Source organism: Bradyrhizobium sp. SPXBL-02, assembly GCF_051853065.1.
Lineage (GTDB): Bacteria > Pseudomonadota > Alphaproteobacteria > Rhizobiales > Xanthobacteraceae > Bradyrhizobium.
In genome coordinates, this window is the sequence record NZ_CP182474.1 from 1,356,512 (window position 1) to 1,373,288 (window position 16,777).

16 protein-coding genes are annotated in these 16,777 nt (G+C 65.0%); 12 read left to right on the forward strand and 4 right to left on the reverse strand.

Annotation, left to right across the window (positions count from 1 at the left end):
* Positions 1-109 precede the first annotated feature (109 nt).
* Both cysC and cysD read right to left on the reverse strand, forming a co-directional pair.
* Positions 110-2,026, reverse strand: a complete 1,917-nt coding sequence (cysC, locus tag ACNJYD_RS06360; protein ID WP_439365688.1) for an adenylyl-sulfate kinase — start codon at positions 2,024-2,026, stop codon at positions 110-112.
* A gap of 19 nt (positions 2,027-2,045) precedes the next feature.
* Complete coding sequence (cysD, locus tag ACNJYD_RS06365) at positions 2,046-2,840, reverse strand: sulfate adenylyltransferase subunit CysD (RefSeq protein ID WP_172784883.1); 795 nt, start codon at positions 2,838-2,840, stop codon at positions 2,046-2,048.
* Positions 2,841-3,075: 235 nt separating this feature from the next.
* Between cysD and cysG the strand changes: the two genes are divergently transcribed.
* The 12 genes from cysG (at position 3,076) to ACNJYD_RS06425 (ending at position 14,301) form a co-directional block, all read left to right on the forward strand.
* Positions 3,076-4,500 (forward strand): siroheme synthase CysG, encoded by a 1,425-nt coding sequence (gene cysG / locus ACNJYD_RS06370; RefSeq protein WP_212254182.1) that lies wholly within the window; start codon positions 3,076-3,078, stop codon positions 4,498-4,500.
* The gene (locus tag ACNJYD_RS06375) at positions 4,497-4,814 is read left to right on the forward strand and encodes a DUF2849 domain-containing protein (protein ID WP_172784881.1); all 318 of its coding nucleotides are present in this window, start codon (positions 4,497-4,499) and stop codon (positions 4,812-4,814) included. The genes cysG and ACNJYD_RS06375 overlap by 4 nt, the downstream gene beginning before the upstream one ends.
* An 11-nt stretch (positions 4,815-4,825) precedes the next feature.
* Positions 4,826-6,481: a nitrite/sulfite reductase gene (locus tag ACNJYD_RS06380; RefSeq protein WP_172784880.1), complete on the forward strand. Its 1,656-nt coding sequence runs from the start codon at positions 4,826-4,828 to the stop codon at positions 6,479-6,481.
* The gene (locus ACNJYD_RS06385) at positions 6,468-6,983 is read left to right on the forward strand and encodes a DUF934 domain-containing protein (protein ID WP_172784879.1); all 516 of its coding nucleotides are present in this window, start codon (positions 6,468-6,470) and stop codon (positions 6,981-6,983) included. Before ACNJYD_RS06380 ends, ACNJYD_RS06385 begins: the two co-directional genes overlap by 14 nt.
* Positions 6,980-7,705 (forward strand): phosphoadenylyl-sulfate reductase, encoded by a 726-nt coding sequence (locus ACNJYD_RS06390; RefSeq protein ID WP_439365689.1) that lies wholly within the window; start codon positions 6,980-6,982, stop codon positions 7,703-7,705. The genes ACNJYD_RS06385 and ACNJYD_RS06390 overlap by 4 nt, the downstream gene beginning before the upstream one ends.
* A 114-nt stretch (positions 7,706-7,819) precedes the next feature.
* Positions 7,820-8,827 (forward strand): sulfate ABC transporter substrate-binding protein, encoded by a 1,008-nt coding sequence (locus tag ACNJYD_RS06395; RefSeq protein WP_433996045.1) that lies wholly within the window; start codon positions 7,820-7,822, stop codon positions 8,825-8,827.
* An 87-nt stretch (positions 8,828-8,914) separates the two neighbouring features.
* The gene (cysT, locus tag ACNJYD_RS06400) at positions 8,915-9,700 is read left to right on the forward strand and encodes a sulfate ABC transporter permease subunit CysT (RefSeq protein ID WP_246570639.1); all 786 of its coding nucleotides are present in this window, start codon (positions 8,915-8,917) and stop codon (positions 9,698-9,700) included.
* A 9-nt stretch (positions 9,701-9,709) separates the two neighbouring features.
* Complete coding sequence (gene cysW, locus ACNJYD_RS06405; protein ID WP_172784875.1) at positions 9,710-10,621, forward strand: sulfate ABC transporter permease subunit CysW; 912 nt, start codon at positions 9,710-9,712, stop codon at positions 10,619-10,621.
* Complete coding sequence (locus ACNJYD_RS06410; protein WP_260382055.1) at positions 10,611-11,645, forward strand: sulfate/molybdate ABC transporter ATP-binding protein; 1,035 nt, start codon at positions 10,611-10,613, stop codon at positions 11,643-11,645. The genes cysW and ACNJYD_RS06410 overlap by 11 nt, the downstream gene beginning before the upstream one ends.
* A gap of 107 nt (positions 11,646-11,752) precedes the next feature.
* Positions 11,753-12,256: a CAP domain-containing protein gene (locus tag ACNJYD_RS06415; protein ID WP_212254186.1), complete on the forward strand. Its 504-nt coding sequence runs from the start codon at positions 11,753-11,755 to the stop codon at positions 12,254-12,256.
* A gap of 78 nt (positions 12,257-12,334) precedes the next feature.
* Positions 12,335-13,507: a DUF3734 domain-containing protein gene (locus ACNJYD_RS06420; protein WP_439365690.1), complete on the forward strand. Its 1,173-nt coding sequence runs from the start codon at positions 12,335-12,337 to the stop codon at positions 13,505-13,507.
* 5 nt (positions 13,508-13,512) lie between these two features.
* Complete coding sequence (locus ACNJYD_RS06425) at positions 13,513-14,301, forward strand: 3-hydroxybutyrate dehydrogenase (protein ID WP_212254188.1); 789 nt, start codon at positions 13,513-13,515, stop codon at positions 14,299-14,301.
* Positions 14,302-14,415: 114 nt separating this feature from the next.
* Here the strand turns inward: ACNJYD_RS06425 and ACNJYD_RS06430 are convergent, their stop codons facing one another.
* Both ACNJYD_RS06430 and ACNJYD_RS06435 read right to left on the reverse strand, forming a co-directional pair.
* Positions 14,416-15,774, reverse strand: a complete 1,359-nt coding sequence (locus tag ACNJYD_RS06430; RefSeq protein ID WP_439365691.1) for a flippase — start codon at positions 15,772-15,774, stop codon at positions 14,416-14,418.
* 146 nt (positions 15,775-15,920) lie between these two features.
* Positions 15,921-16,760 carry a protein-disulfide reductase DsbD domain-containing protein gene (locus tag ACNJYD_RS06435; protein ID WP_212254190.1) on the reverse strand — a complete coding sequence of 280 codons (840 nt, stop codon included), beginning with the start codon at positions 16,758-16,760 and terminating at the stop codon, positions 15,921-15,923.
* Between the last annotated feature and the right edge of the window lie 17 nt (positions 16,761-16,777).

Below are 16,777 nucleotides of genomic sequence, written 5' to 3' on the forward strand. Positions count from 1 at the left end.
GAAAGCGGGGAATCCAGTACGCCGCGGCTTCTCCGTATCCCAACGCTGTCTCTGGAATATTGGGTCGCCCGGTTCACACCGGGCGACGACAGCGGAGACTGGGGCGACCTCAAATGTTCGCAGCGAGGTCCACGAGCTCGTCGAACAGCACGCCTGATGTCTTCAGCATCTGCTCGATCTCGTCAGCCGCCTGAGCCACGGTCCGCTTCGACGTGTCGATCACGAGCTCGGCAGCCTCAGGCTTCTCGTAATCGTTGCCGATGCCGGTGAACGAGGCGAGCGCGCCGGCGCGGGCTTTCTTGTAATGGCCCTTGGGATCGCGCTCCTCGCACACTTCGGCCGGCGTCGCGACATGGATCTCGCGGAACGCGGTATCGGCGATGCGGCGCGCGGCGGCGCGATCTTCGCGCGCGGGCGAGACCGCCGCGACGATGGCGATGTGGCCGTTGCGGGCGAGATGTGTCGCGACCTCGGCGAGGCGGCGGATGTTCTCGCTGCGATCGGTGGCGGAGAAGCCGAGATCGCTGTTGAGCCCGGCGCGCAGCGTGTCGCCGTCGAGCAGGATCGGCGAGCCGCCATTGGTGAAGAGACGCCGCTCCAGCGCCCGCGCCAGCGTCGACTTGCCGGAGGCGGGCAGGCCGGTGAGCCAGACCACGGCACCGTTATGGCGATAGCGCGCCGAGCGCTCGTCGCTGCGCAGCGCCGATTCCACCGGCACGATGTCGACCGGCACGGCACGCTGGCCGGCATCGACCGACAGCACCAGGCCGCCGCCCGCGATGCGTCCGGACACCTCGATCACGAGGCGGCCGGTGCGCGGATTTTCGGTGTAGGGATCGGTCGCGATCGGATTGGACAGGGAGATGTCGATCTCGCCGACATGGTTGCGGCCGATCGCCTTGTTCTCGCTGCTCGAGAGCTCACCGGGATCGACCGCCTTCTCGATGGCGACAACGGTGGCGCGGCTTTCCTTCGGTCCGCAGCGCACCAGCAATTGGTCGCCCTTCGCGAGCGGCTTGTCGTGCAGCCAGAAGATCCGCGCGCGCAGCCGCCGCGTCTCGCGCGGGGCGCTGCCCACATGCGCGATGATGTCGCCGCGCTCGATGAACAATTCGCGGTCGAGCGTGATGCCGACCGAGCGGCCCGCGCCTTGCCGGCTGGCGACCGGCGTCACCGGCCAGCTCTCGACCGTCTTGATCTTCGCGATCTTGCCCGCGGGCATGATCACGATCTCGTCGCCGGCAATCAGGCTGCCGGATTCGATGCGGCCGGCAACGATGCGGCGGTCGTCGAACTTGTAGATCGCCTGCACCGGCAGCCGCAGCGCCAGCGCTTCCAGCGGACGCGCCGGCTCGAGGCGATCGAGCGCCTCGACCACGGTCGGTCCCTTGTACCAGCCGATGCGGTCCGTACGCTCGGCGACGCCGTCGCCGTCGCGCGCGGAAATCGGGATCACGGCCGTGGGCGTCACGCCGAGGCCGTTCAGATGCGCGGAAATCTCGTCGCTGATGTCCTTGAAGCGTGCGGCGGAGAAATCGACGCGGTCCATCTTGTTGACGACGACGGCGACCTGCTTCACGCCGAGCAGATGCAGGAGATAGCCATGCCGCCTGGTCTGGTCGCGCACGCCCTCCAGCGCATCGATGATCAGCACCGCACCGTCGGCCTGCGAGGCGCCGGTGATCATGTTGCGCAGGAATTCGGCGTGGCCGGGCGCGTCGATCAGCACGATGTCGCGCGAATTGGTGCGGAAGCGGATCTGCGTGGTGTCGATGGTGATGCCCTGGTCGCGCTCGGTTTGCAGCGCGTCGAGCAGGAACGACCATTCGAATGGCATGCCGCGCCGCGCGCTCACAGCTTTCAGCATTTCGAGCTTGCCGTCGGGCAGGCTGCCGGTTTCATGCAGGAGGCGGCCGACCAGCGTCGACTTGCCGTGGTCGACATGGCCGACGATGACGATGCGCACTTGCGGACGCGTGGTGCCGTTCGGGGTCGCAGGCGAAGCGGGAGTGACGATCATGTTCATAGCCGCAAAGCGTCCTTGATCAGAGATAGCCGGCGACGCGCAGACGCTCGAAGGCGTCCTCGGTCTCGTGGTCGAGCGCGCGCCCCGAGCGCTCCGGCACCTTGGTCTGCTCGAGCTCGATCAGGATCTCGTCGATGCTGGACGCCGTCGAATTCACGGGGTTGGTGATGTCCTGATCGCCCAGCGAGCGATAGCGCTTGCCGTCCTTGGCGAGGTACAGGGGGATGATCGGAATGTTCTCGCGCTTGGTGTAGGCCCAGATATCGGCCTCGGTCCAATGCAGGATCGGATGGATGCGCAAATGCGCGCCTTGCGGCGGCGAGGCGTTGAAATGGTCCCAGAACTCCGGCGGCTGGTCGCGCACGTCCCAATTGCCTTCGAGCCCGCGCGGCGAGAACACGCGCTCCTTGGCGCGGGTCGCTTCCTCGTCGCGGCGGATGCCGGCGATCAGGCCGTCGAAGCCATACTTTGCGAGCGCCATCTTGAGGCCCTCGGTCTTGCGCGCGGCGGAACGGGCGGCCGGCGGCAGCGTCGGGTCGACCGCATCGATCGGCGGGCAGGGCTCGACGCGCAGATCGAGATCCCATTCCTTCCCGTAATGATCGCGGAAGCGATACATCTCCGGAAACTTCTTGCCGGTGTCGACGTGAAGGGCCGGAAACGGCATCTTGCCGAAGAAGGCTTTCCGCGCCAGCCAGATCATGACGTTGGAGTCCTTGCCGAGCGACCACAACAGGGCAATCTTCTTCAGCCGGGCAAAGGCCTCACGGAAGATGTAGATGCTCTGCGCTTCGAGCTGGTCGAGATGATCCATGCTCGGGGCGGTCAGCCCGACTGGAATTTGCTCGGAAATGGGCGCGCGAAAGTTCTGCCCATCTGCACCGGAATCCGTCCTGAGAAGATGCATCTCTGCCACTTTGCGTTTGGAGGCGAAAATTCTATAGTTGCGGTGCAGAAGAGAAGAAAAAAATTTCTCTTTGCGCGCTCGAAACGAGACATATATAGAAAATAATTCCAGTCAACCCCGTTTGTGGGGAAGCGAGTATCGCATGCGGTTCTTGCCGGTGTTTCTCGATCTCAAGGCCGGCCCGGTGATTCTCATCGGCGCGGGCGAGCTTTTGCGCGCCAAGCTGCGCGTGCTCGCCGCTGCCGGCGCGCGGCTGCGCGTGCATGCGATCGACGGCAATCATGACCTCGGCCTGGGCTCCGAAGATGCGGCCCGCATCGAGATCGCGGCGAGCGATCCGCTCACGGCCGATCTCGTAGGTGTCATTGCTGTCGTCTGCGCGGGCGCGGGCGATGTCGGTGTGGCCATGTCGGCTCGCGCCAAGTCGCTCGGCCTTCCCGTCAACGTCATGGACGACCTCGAGCATTCCAGCTTCATCTTTCCGGCCATCGTCGATCGCGGCGATGTCGTGGTCGCGGTCGGCACCGGCGGCACCTCCCCGGTGGTGGCGCGGCGCGTGCGCGAGAAGATCGAGGCGCTGCTGCCGGCGCGCATCGGCGAACTCGCCGAGTTCATCGGCACCTTCCGCAAGTCCATCAACGAGCGCATCGCCGAGTTTCCGCTGCGCCGCCGCTTCTGGGAGCGCGTCATCGACGGTCCGATCGGCGCTGCCGTGCTCGCCGGCCGCAAGGCTGAGGCGGACGCTTCGCTCAAGGCGATCTCCGATCCCGCCGTATTTGCCCGCGCCGACAAGCCGGAAGGCTCGGTCGCGCTGGTCGGCGCCGGCCCCGGCGATCCCGATCTGCTCACCATCAAGGCGCTGCGCGCGCTGCAGGACGCGGACATCGTCTTCCATGACGAGCTGGTCTCGCCCGAGATTCTCGATCGCATTCGCCGCGACACAACGCGCGTTGCGGTCGGCCGCCGCGTCGGCAGGCCCGGCATCGGCCAGGACGCCATCAACAGGCGCATGATCGAGGCCGCGCAATCGGGCCAGCGCGTCGTGCGGCTGAAGGGCGGCGATCCCTTCGTGTTCGGCCGCGGCGGCGAAGAAGTGGAAGCGCTGCGCGCCGCCGGCGTCGCCTATTCGATCATTCCCGGCATCACTGCAGGCCTAGGCGCCGCTGCCGATTTCGAGGTGCCGCTCACTTATCGTCACGAAGCGACCCGCATCACCTTTCTCACCGCGCACAAGTCGCGCGATGCCGAGAACGTGGATTGGTCGACGCTGACCGACACGAAGATGACCGTCGTGGTCTACATGGGCGTGACCGCAGCGCCCGCCGTGCGCGCCGGCTTGTTCGCGGCCGGTCGCTCGCCGGAGACGCCGGTCGGCGTGTTCGCCCGCGTCACGCGACCCGATGCCCAAGGCGCGATCGGCACGCTGCGCGACCTGCCGGAACTGGTGCGGCGGATCCATGGCGGTCCCGCCATTCTCATCATCGGCGACGTGGTCCGGCATGCCGGTTCGCTTCGCCGCCAGACTCCCAAGCAAATCATCTCTGACCTATTGGATGCAGCCGAATGACCTCTCCGCTCGAACAGAAGAAGATCAAGATCGCCGGCCCCTCGGTTGTGACGGCCAATCGCACCTGGGACGGCATCGTGGTCTACCGCACCGCCGCCAAAAGCTGGTCCGCCGAGCTGTCGGAAGCCGCCATCGTGCGCAACTCCGACGAGGCCAAGGCGTTGCTTGCGGAAGCCGTGGCCGATGACGTCGGCGCCATCGGCCCCTATATCGCGCCGGTGGAGATCGGCGACGATGGCAAGGTCCTGCCCGGCAATCTGCGCGAACAGATTCGCCGCACCGGCGTCACAATCGGACAGCCGGCCCAGGTTTAAGGCACGCACTTATGTACGCTTACGACGAAATCGACCGCACGCTCGTCAACGAGCGCGTCTCGGAGTTCCGCGACCAGGTGAAGCGGCGCCTGTCCGGAGAGCTCACCGAGGACGAGTTCAAGATTCTGCGTCTGCAGAATGGCGTCTATCTGCAGCTGCACGCTTACATGTTCCGCGTCGCGATTCCCTACGGCACGCTGGCGACGAACCAGATGCGGGCGCTCGCCCATGTCGCGCGCAAATACGACCGCGGCTATGGCCACTTCACCACGCGGCAGAACATCCAGTTCAACTGGATCAAGCTCGCCGAGCTGCCGGACGCGCTCGAAGACCTCGCCAAGGTCGGCATCCATGCGATGCAGACCTCCGGCAACAACATGCGCAACGTCACCTCGGATCAGTGGGCCGGCGTCGCGCCGGGCGAGATCGAGGATCCGCGCATCTGGTCTGAGCTGATCCGTCAGCACACCACGCTGCATCCGGAATTCTCGTTCCTGCCGCGCAAGTTCAAGATCGCGATCACCGCCTCGGACCACGACCGCGCCGCGATCAAGATCCACGACATCGGCCTCCGCCTGATCAAGAACGAGAAGAACGAGACCGGCTTCGAGGTTCTCGTCGGCGGCGGTCTCGGCCGCACGCCGTTCATCGCCAAGACCATCAAGCACTTCGTGCACGGACGCGACATCCTCAGCTACATCGAGGCTATCTTGCGCGTCTACAACCAGTACGGCCGCCGCGACAACATCTACAAGGCGCGCATCAAGATCCTGGTGCACGAGCTCGGCATCGAGAAATTCTCGCGCGAGGTCGAGGACGAGTGGCAGCACATTCGTAACTCCTCGCTCCAGATCGACGACGAGGTGATCGAGGACATCCGCTCGCGCTTCACCTATCCTCCTTACGAGAAGCTGCCGCACATGCCGGACGAGCTGCGCCAGGCCGCGGCCGATCCGGACTTCGAGGCGTGGCGCAAGAACTCGGTGGCGCCGCACAAGGTGCAGGGCTATTCGATCGTCACGATCTCGCTGAAGCCGACCGGCGGGCCTCCGGGCGACGCCACGGCCGAGCAGATGGATGCGCTGGCCGATCTCGCCGACAAATATTCCTTCGGCGAGATCCGCGTCGGCCATGAGCAGAACCTGGCGCTGCCGCACGTCGCCAAGCGCGATTTGCCGGCGCTGTGGAAGGCGCTCGACAAGCTCGGGCTCGCGACGCCCAACGTCAATCTGATCACCGACATCATCGCGTGCCCGGGGCTCGATTATTGCTCGCTGGCGAACGCGCGCTCGATTCCGATCGCGCAGGAGCTGACGCGGCGCTTCGCCAACCACGAGCTGGCCAACCTGATCGGCCGTCTCCACATCAACATCTCCGGCTGCATCAATGCCTGCGGCCATCACCATGTCGGCCATATCGGCATTCTCGGCGTCGAGAAGAACGGCGAGGAGGTTTACCAGATCACCATCGGCGGCCGTGCGGACGAGAATGCGGCGCTCGGCACCCTGATCGGTCCCGGCGTGAAGTTCGACGAGGTCGCCGACGTCGTCGAGGACATCGTGGAAGCTTATCTCGCGCTGCGCGAGCGGCCGGAAGAGCTGTTCATGGACACGGTGAAGCGCCTCGGCGTCGAACCCTTCAAGGAGCGCGTCTATGCCACTCGTTAACGGCGGAAAGATCGTCGATGACAGCTTTGTCAAGCTCGCCGTCGACACGCCGCTGCCCGAGGGCGGCGACATCCTGGTGCCCGCCGAGCGCTTCCTCGGCGAGGCCGAGGGCTTGCTCAAGCGTTCGGGCAAGGTCGGCGTGATCTGGCCCAACAGTCGCGACATCAGCGAGCTCGTGCCGTATCTCGGCAAGATCGCCGCCGTCGCGCTGGTGTTCCCGACCTTCCGTGACGGACGGGCCTACAGTCAGGCGCGGCTGCTGCGCGAACGCTACAATTACCGCGGCGAATTGCGCGCGACCGGTCAGGTGCTGCGCGACCAGTTCGTGTTCATGTTGCGTGCCGGCTTCGATGCCTTCGAGGTCAAGAAGCAGGCCGACGCCGAAGCCTTCATGCAGACCGCCAAGCGCTATTCGGTGTTCTACCAGCCGACCGGCGATGGCCGCATCACCGCGCTCCACCGGCGCATGCAGCTGCGCCACTCCGAAGGGGTCGGCACGTGAACGCGATCGCGCCACAGGTTTCGCCCGTGTCTGCGCTGCCTTCGGCGGACGAGCTCGATCGCGCCCTGCGCGATGCCTCGCCCGCGGAGGTCATTGCCGCGGCGCTGAAAACGGTCGGGCGCGAGAAGCTTGCGCTGGTGTCCTCCTTCGGCACGGAATCGGCGACGCTGTTGAAGGTGATGGCGGACGTCGATCCGGCGATCCCCGTGATCTTTCTCGACACCGGCTGGCTGTTCGAGGAGACGCTGGCCTATCGCGATACCCTCATTGCGACGCTGGGCCTGAAGGACGTCCGCTCGATCAGGCCCGCCGAGGAGACGCTGTCGCGCGAAGATCCCGACCGCGACCTCTGGTTCTCCGATCCCGACGCCTGCTGCCGCATCCGCAAGGTCGAGCCGCTGGCGCGTGCGCTGAAACCGTTCGACGCCTGGCTCAACGGCCGCAAGCGTTTCCAGGGCAATGCGCGCGCCGACATTCCGGTCGTCGAGGACGATGGCGCGCGGCTGAAGTTCAATCCCTTCGCCAACGTCTCGCGCGAGGAGATCGAGGCGATCTTCTCCCGCGCCAAATTGCCGCGACATCCTCTGGCTGCGTCAGGATTCCTGTCGGTTGGGTGTATGCCTTGCACCAGCCGAACGGCCGAGGGCGAGGATGCACGCGCCGGCCGCTGGCGTGGCAGGGCCAAGACAGAATGCGGCATCCACACGATGAAGACTTCGTAGCACAGTCACGCTGCCACGCTGCGAACAAGAAAATCAGGTTCCGTTGACACAAGAGCGTTTCGCCACGAGTTATGCCTGCCGTCGATGACGCCGATGTCGTCGAGGTGAATGGAGATGGACATGATGCGCCGTATCGTTCCGCTCGCCGCGGGATTGCTCGCGACGGGGTTCTGGGCAGGCTCGGCTCTGGCCGCTGACATCAATTTGCTGAACGTGTCGTACGATCCGACGCGTGAGCTCTATGTCGAGTTCAACAAGGCGTTCGCGACCGCCTATCAGAAGGAAACCGGCAAGAGCGTCGAGATCAAGCAGTCGCACGGCGGCAGCGGCTCGCAGGCACGCGCGGTGATCGACGGCTTGCAGGCCGATGTGGTGACGCTTGCGCTCGCCTATGACATCGACGCGATCGCGAACAAGGGTCTCACCGCGACGGATTGGCAGAAGCGGCTGCCGCAGAATTCATCACCCTATACCTCGACCATCGTCTTCCTGGTGCGCAAGGGCAATCCCAAGGGCATCAAGGACTGGGACGATCTGCTCAAGCCGGGCGTTGCCGTCATCACGCCGAACCCGAAGACATCGGGCGGCGCGCGCTGGAATTATCTGGCCGCCTGGGGCTTTGCGCAGAAGAAGTACGGCTCGACCGACAAGGCCAAGGACTTCATTGGAAAGCTCTACCAGCAGGTGCCGGTCCTGGATACCGGCGCGCGGGGCGCCACTGTGACCTTTGTCGAGCGCGGCGTCGGCGACGTGCTGCTCGCCTGGGAGAACGAGGCTTATCTTGCGCTCAAGGAGTTTGGTCCCGAAAAATTCCAGATCGTTGCACCGCCGCAGTCGATCCTCGCCGAGCCGCCGGTCGCGATCGTGGACAAGGTTGCCGACAAAAAGGGCACCCGCAACGCGGCCGACGCCTACCTTCAATACTGGTACACCAAGGAAGGGCAGGAGATCGCCGCGCGCAATTTCTACCGTCCGCGCGATGCCGAGACCGCCAAAAAGTACGAAAATTCCTTCGCCAAGGTCGAGCTGTTCACGATCGACGACGTCTTCGGCGGCTGGACCAAGGCACAGAAGGAACATTTTGCAGACGGCGGCGTTTTCGATCAGATTTACAAGAACTGATCGGGCGCTGTCGTAGAGGCTTTAGCAGGGGGCCTGGTGAGCGCACTCGCAGCACGACGCCGGACATTGCCGGGCTTCGGTCTCACCATGGGACTGACGCTTTCCTGGCTGTCCGTGATCATCCTGATTCCGCTCGCCGGCCTGTTCCTGAGATCGCTCGAGCTCAGCCCCGAGCAGTTCTGGAATATCCTCTCCAGCCGCCGCACCCTGAACGCGCTCCGCGTCTCGTTCGGCCTCGCCTTTGCGGCGGCCTGCGTCAACCTGGTGATGGGCAGCATCATCGTCTGGGCGCTGGTGCGCTACCGCTTCCCCGGCCGTCGCATCTTCGATGCCATCGTCGACGTGCCGTTTGCGCTGCCGACGGCGGTGGCCGGCGTCGCGCTGACGGCGCTGTTCGCCGAGAAAGGTTGGCTGGGAGCGCCGCTCGCCGCGCTTGGCATCAAGGTGGCGTTCACGCCGGTCGGCATCTTCGTCGCCATGATCTTCATCGGCATTCCCTTTGTTGTCCGCACCGTGCAGCCGGTGCTCCAGGATCTCGACCCTGAAATCGAGGAGGCAGCCGGCAGCTTGGGGGCCAGCCGCTGGCAGACCATCGTCCGCGTGATCCTGCCCTCGCTCGCACCGGCGCTGCTCACGGGCCTCGCGCTCGCGTTCGCCCGCGCGGTCGGTGAATACGGCTCGGTGATCTTCATCGCCGGCAATCTGCCCAACGTCTCCGAGATCGCGCCGCTCTTGATCGTGATACGCCTGTCCGAATTCCGCTACGCCGATGCGACCGCAATCGCGGTGGTCATGCTGGTCGTCTCCTTCGTCATCATCTTTACGGTCAATCGGCTCCAGCGCTGGGCGCGGAGCCGGATTCCGGCGCGCTGAGGGCGGATCATGACGATGCAGATCGCAGATTCCGTGTCGCTCTCGGCCTCCGACTCGAAGGCACGCGCTCACGCGGCGGCAGCGCGGAACAATTTGCGCACCGAGCCGCGCGCCGTCCGCATCGCCATCATCACGCTGGCGGTGCTGTTTCTCACCGTTTTCGTCGTGCTGCCGCTCGTCGTCGTGTTCGCGCAGGCGTTTTCCCGGGGCATCCTCGCCTATTTCGCCGCGCTCGCCGAGCCGGAGGCGATGGCGGCGATCAAGCTGACGTTGATCGTCGCGGCGATTTCCGTCGGACTCAATCTGGTGTTCGGTCTCGTCGCCGCCTGGGCGATTGCGAAATTCGAGTTCCCTGGCAAGACCTTCCTGATCACGCTGATCGACCTGCCGTTCTCGGTCAGCCCGGTGATCTCGGGCCTCGTCTTCGTGCTGCTGTTCGGCGCGCAAGGCTTTTTCGGCAGCTGGCTGCGCGAGCACGACATCCAGATCCTGTTCGCGGTTCCCGGCATCGCGCTCGCCACCACCTTCGTGACCTTCCCGTTCGTGGCGCGCGCGCTGATTCCCCTGATGCAGGAGCAGGGCACGCAGGAGGAGGAGGCCGCGATCTCGCTCGGCGCCTCCGGGCTGCAGACCTTCTTCCGCGTCACCCTGCCCAACATCAAATGGGGCGTGCTCTACGGCGTCCTGCTCTGCAACGCGCGCGCAATGGGCGAGTTCGGTGCGGTCTCCGTCGTCTCCGGCCACATCCGCGGCGAGACCAACACCATGCCGCTTCTGGTCGAGATCCTCTACAACGAATACCAGTTCGTCGCCGCTTTCGCGATCGCCTCGCTGCTCGCAATGCTTGCGCTGATCACGCTCATCGCAAAAACAATTCTCGAACGTCATCTCGACGAAGGACAAGACGCCAGTGACGATTGAAGTCAGGAATCTCGTCAAGAAATTCGGCAGCTTTGCCGCTCTCGACGGCGTCGACCTCAAGGTCGACAACGGCGAACTGCTGGCGCTGCTCGGCCCCTCCGGATCCGGCAAGACCACCTTGCTGCGGATCATCGCCGGCCTCGACTGGCCGGACTCGGGCGAAGTCTTCTTCAACGGTGAGGACGCGCTGGCGCAAGGCGCCCGCGAGCGCCACGTCGGCTTCGTCTTCCAGCACTATGCGCTGTTCCGCCACATGTCGGTGTTCGAGAACGTTGCCTTTGGCCTCCGCGTGCAGCCGCGCGCGGTCCGAAAGGACGAGGCCGCGATCCGCTCGCGGGTCAAGGAGCTGCTCGATCTGGTGCAGCTCGACTGGCTCGCCGACCGCTATCCCAGCCAGCTCTCCGGCGGCCAGCGCCAGCGCATCGCGCTCGCCCGCGCGCTCGCGATCGAGCCGCGCATCCTCCTGCTCGACGAGCCCTTTGGCGCGCTGGATGCCAAGGTCCGGAAAGAGCTGCGCAAATGGTTGCGCTCGCTGCATCACGAGATCAACGTCACCTCGATCTTCGTCACCCACGACCAGGAGGAGGCGCTGGAAGTCGCCAATCGCGTCGTGGTGATGGACAAGGGCCGGATCGAGCAGGTCGGCTCGCCTGACGATGTCTACGAAACGCCGGCGAGCGCCTTCGTTCACGGCTTTATCGGCGAGTCCATCGAGTTGCCAGTCCAGGTCGAAGGCGGCGTGATCAGGCTCGGCGACCGGCCGCTTCAGCTCGCCGCGGAGGGCCTGACGCCTGGCGCGTCAAAGCTGTTCGTACGGCGACATGACATGCTGGTCGGCCCGCCCGGCAGCGGGGCCTTCGAGGGCGCGGTCCAGCATGTCCGCAATTTCGGCCCGGTGCAGCGGGCGGAGGTGGCCCTGTCCGGCGGCGAGACGATCGAGATCGACGCCCCCCGCGACAAGGAACTGCGCGCCGGCGACACGATCGGTCTCAATCCGCGTCGCTACCGGATATTTGCGGGCTAAGTCTGCCGTCATTCCGCCTCGGAATGACGGCCCAAATTCTCTTCAAAATTCACCTTTCAGCCATTGTTGGTATGCAACAACGGCCCCTCATTTGGGGGCCCCGATTCATGCGCGCTGCGGCCGCAATTCTCATCATGTTGCTGCTCGCCGGCTGCGCCGGCAACGAAGCACCGGTCCAGCAGCCGTCGATGTATGCCGACATGGCGGTCCCGGGCTCGAAGCTCGACGTCCAGGCGGCTGCGATCATGATCTCGCAATACCGCCAGAACAACGGGCTCGGCACGGTCGTGGTCGATCCGGATTTGACCAGGCTCGCCGAATCCCAGTCGGGCGCGATGGCGGCGGCCAACAAGATGGACCACGACGTCCGCGCGCCGCTGGCCAAGCGTCTGGCCTCTGGCGCCTATCCTGCCACCGTGGCGGTCGAGAACATTTCGGCCGGCTATCATACGCTGGCGGAAGCGTTTTCCGGCTGGCGCGACTCGCCTCCGCACCGCGCCAACATGCTCAAGGGCGGTGTCACAAAATTAGGCATCGCGGCGAGCTATGCTCCAGGCACCAAATACAAGGTGTTCTGGACCATGATCCTGGCCTCGACGGAGCCGCGATAAGCCAGACTTGATCCCGGGATGCATTGACGCCGCGGCGGAGTGTCGCCACGGTGGCCAGCCTTTTGCTATTGTTCCCATATGACCGATCATAGCCCGGAATCCGCCAGCGTCCCCGCGAATGCGCAACGCGTTCTGGTCCTCCAGGGCGGCGGCGCGCTCGGCTCCTACCAGGCCGGCGCCTTTCAGGCGCTGTGCGGCTACGGCTTCGATCCGGAATGGGTGGCCGGCATCTCGATCGGCGCGGTCAATGCCGCCATCATCGCCGGCAACGAGGGTCGCACCCGCGTCGAGCGGCTCAAGGAATTCTGGGAAATGGTGTCGGCCCCGGTGCCGTGGAAGCCGGTCGGCAAGAGCGACCACAGCCGCGAGCTGTTCAATTCCACCAGTGCTGCGCTGATCGCGACCTTCGGCGTCCCCGGCTTCTTCACGCCGCGCATTCCGCCGGCGCCGCTGTGGCCGCCGGGGCATCCCGAAGCCGAAAGCTATTACGACACCGCGCCGCTGAAGAAGACGCTGGAGCGTCTCGTCGATTTCGACCGCATCAACGATCTGAAGACGCGCCTGTCGGTCGGCGCGGTCGGCGTCACCTCGGGCAATTTCAAATATTTCGACAATTACGAGTTCAAGAAGCTCGGCAAGAAGATCGGCCCCGAGCACATCATGGCCTCCGGCGCGCTGCCGCCGGGATTTCCTTCCGTCGTCATCGATGGCGAGCATTATTGGGACGGCGGCATCGCCTCCAACACCCCGCTCGACTACGTGCTCGATGCCGAGGTCGCACGCGACATGCTGATCTTCCAGGTCGATTTGTTTTCCGCGCGCGGCGACCTGCCGAACTCGCTGCTGGAGGCCGCCGAGCGCGAGAAGGACATCCGCTATTCCAGCCGCACGCGGATGAACACCGACAAGAACAAGCAGCTGCACAACGCCCGGAGGGCGGTGCGCGATCTGATCGGCAAATTGCCGGACTATCTCAGGAACGATCCTTCCGTCGAATTCCTGGCGAAAGTGTCGCGCGAAAGCACCGTCACCGTGGTGCATCTGATCTACCGCAGCAAGAACTACGAATCCTCGTCCAAGGATTACGATTTCTCGCACGTCGCCATGGTCGAGCATTGGGAAGCCGGTGTGCGCGACGTGCACCTGTCGATGCGCCACAAGGATTGGCTGGAGCGGCCGCAGTCCGGCGAGACCATGGTGACCTACGATCTCACGGGGGACGTCACCGCGCCCCCGGCAAAAAAGGAGTGAATAGAATGGGTACTCTGTCAGGCAAGAACGCCGTCGTGACCGGATCGACCAGCGGCATCGGGCTCGCTTACGCACGCGCCTTCGCCGCCGCCGGTGCCAATGTCGTCATCAATGGTTTCGGCGCGCCGGAGGACATCGAGAAGGAGCGCGCCAAGATCGAGTCCGATTTCGGCGTGAAGGCGGTCTACTCGCCCGCCGACATGACCAAGCCCGCCGAGATCGCCGGCATGATCGCGCTCGGCGAGAAGACGTTCGGCTCGGTCGACATCCTCGTCAACAATGCCGGCATCCAGTTCGTCTCGCCGATCGAGGAATTCCCGCCGGAGAAGTGGGACCAGATCATCGCGATCAATCTGTCCTCGGCCTTCCACGCCATCCGCGCCGCGGTGCCGGGCATGAAGAAGAAGGGTTGGGGCCGCATCATCAACACGGCCTCGGCGCACTCGCTGGTCGCCTCGCCGTTCAAGTCGGCTTACGTCTCGGCCAAGCACGGCATCGCCGGCCTCACCAAGACCGTGGCGCTGGAAGTCGCGACCCACAAGATCACCTGCAACTGCATCAGCCCGGGCTATGTCTGGACCCCGCTGGTCGAGAAGCAGATCCCCGACACCATGAAGGCGCGCAATCTGACGCGCGAGCAGGTCATCAACGATGTCCTGCTCGATGCGCAGCCGACCAAGGAGTTCGTCACCTCCGAGCAGGTCGCCGCGCTCGCCCTGTTCCTGTGCAGCGACGACGCCGCCCAGATCACCGGCACCAACCTCTCGATCGACGGCGGCTGGACCGCGGAGTAAGAGGCGAGGCCGTAGGGTGGGCAAAGGCGCGTAAGCACCGTGCCCACCATTTTTCCGCGATTGAGAAAGAGCGGTGGGCACGCTTCGCTTTGCCCACCCTACGAATTGCTATCGCTATTTCCCGAACGCCAGCACGTGCAGCCCCAGCCGCTGCCGGACGATCCAGAACAGCAGCACGGTCTCGAAGCTCAGCGAGATCGAGGTCGCAGCCGCCGCGCCGTGGCCGCCGTAGCGCGGCACCAGCGCGATGCAGAGCACGACATTCATCACGAAGGCCAGCGCGTAGGCCAGCGCGCAGATCTTCTGCTGGCCGAGCATGTTGAGCAGCCGCTCCACCGGGCCGATGGCGGCGCGGACCACGAGGCCGATCGCGGCCACGAACATGATGTCGTAGCCGATCATGAATTGCGGTCCGAACAGCCACAGCAGCGGCTTGCCGAGCGCGAGCAGCACGATCGTCGCGGCCAGCGACGGCCAGAACGTCCAGTTGATGGCGTGCGCGACGTAAGCCGACAGGCGCGCCTTGTCGCCGCTGGCATTGTATTCGGCGAAGCGATGCGCCGTCGTCGCCGACATCGCGTAATGGATGAACGAGACCAGCGCCAGCGTCTTCACCACGGCGAAATAGACGCCGACCTCGTCCGAGGGACGGAATTGCTGCAGCACCAGCACGTCGGTGTAGGACAACAGCAGGTAGAAGCTCTCGACCAGCAGAATCGGCAGCGAGACGGTGAGCCAGCCCTTGACGTCATAGACCTTCGGTCCCGGTGTGATGTGATCGGCGAGCTTGCGGTTCAGCACCACCATCTGCCCGGCCATCGCGATCCACACCGCGCCCAGGCTCGCCACCATCGCGGCGACCGCGCCAAGGTGATAGCCGAGCAGAAAGGCGAGCGCGGTGATGCCGATGATCAGCGCCTGGCGGATGATGAATTGCGGCATCAGGCCGAGCTGCATCCAGTCGTGCGAGCGCGCGATGCCGTCCTGGGTGTTGGCGACGACGAAGGCGGGCAGCGTCATGCAGCCGATATAGAGCGGCAGCACCTCGGCCGGATCGATCCAGGGCGACAGCAATTTGACGATGCCGGCAAGGCCGAGCGAGACCAGCGTGGACACGGCAAAGGTCAGCCAGCGGCTGCCGGAGAGGAAGCCGCGCAGCAGCGCTTGCGCGCCGCTGGCGCGGTACTCCGGAATGATTTTTTGCGCCGAGGCCGAGATGCCGAAATCCATCATGCTGCCGAGCAGCAGCACCCAGGTCCAGACATAGACGTAGATGCCGTAATCGGACGTACCCATCCAGCGCGCGAGCAGCACCTGCGAGACATAAGCGAGGCCGGCGCTGATGACGCGGATGACGAAGATGGTGCCGGCGAGCCGCCGCGTCAGCGACGCCTCGCTCGATCCGCCCGCGAGCTTGGCGCGCAGCCGCGCAATCAGGCCGGCCGGTCCGGTCGTTGCGGGTGGTGCATCCATCACGGCCAATTCGAAGAATCCCCAGGGCGACCTGCAGCGGCAGGTGAGGGACTAGCAACGATTCGTTAAGATTCGGTTGGGCGGGGTGCCGTGGCCCACTCTCGGCTGGAGCGGGAGCCCGGCAACTCACTCGCGTTGACCTGGCCTCACTCCAAATTCGTATTGAACTCGTACGCCTTCTCCGGCCCGACCAGCGTGAACTTCAGCGCGGCGCCCTCGGGCTTGGCGCCCGGCGGCAGTCCGTCGAGCTCGAACGAGAAGCGCATCACCCCCGGCGGGCCGTGCTGCACCGGCGCCGGAATCGGCAGCGCCCAATCGGGTGTCGGGCCTTCCACGAACAGATTGACCTTGCGGCTGTCGGGCGTCACCACGTCGACCACCACGTTCTTGGGCCCGTCACGCTTGACGTCGCGAATGGTGAGCGGGTTGGGGTCGCCGATATTGGCGGGCTTCGGCACGGTGTCGAGCGCAGCGCGCAAGTTCGCATCCTCGGTCGAGGCGACGCTGTTGAAGCCGAGCTCGGCGCTGGCCTCCACGGGAATGCAGAGCTTCTCGCACACCGCGTAGTTGATCTCGGCGCGCAAGGTCACCGGCTTGTCCGCGGCCTTGGCGACGATGCGCAGGGGCAGCACGACCTGGTCGCGATAGCCGATCGAATGACCGCCCGCGCCGTCGTCGAATTTCAGCGGTGCCGGCCACATCACCGTCACCGCTTCGACATTATCGGACTTCGAGAAGTCGAACCGGGGTGGAACGCCGGAATCGCCGGGCGACCGCCAGTAGGTCTTCCAGCCGGGCTGCAGCTGGAAGGCAATACCGCCGAGCAAAACCGCGCCGCTGCGCGATCCCGCCAGCAGCCGCACCGCGGAATGTCCGTCGCGCTGCCAAGGCGAGGCGTCATCGGCACGGGCGGCGATGGCCAACGCCGACGCGAGCAGGGTTGTTGCGACGCCAATCGCCGCACGCAGGGGAACTCTCGTAAGCATAGCACGTCTTTACAGGG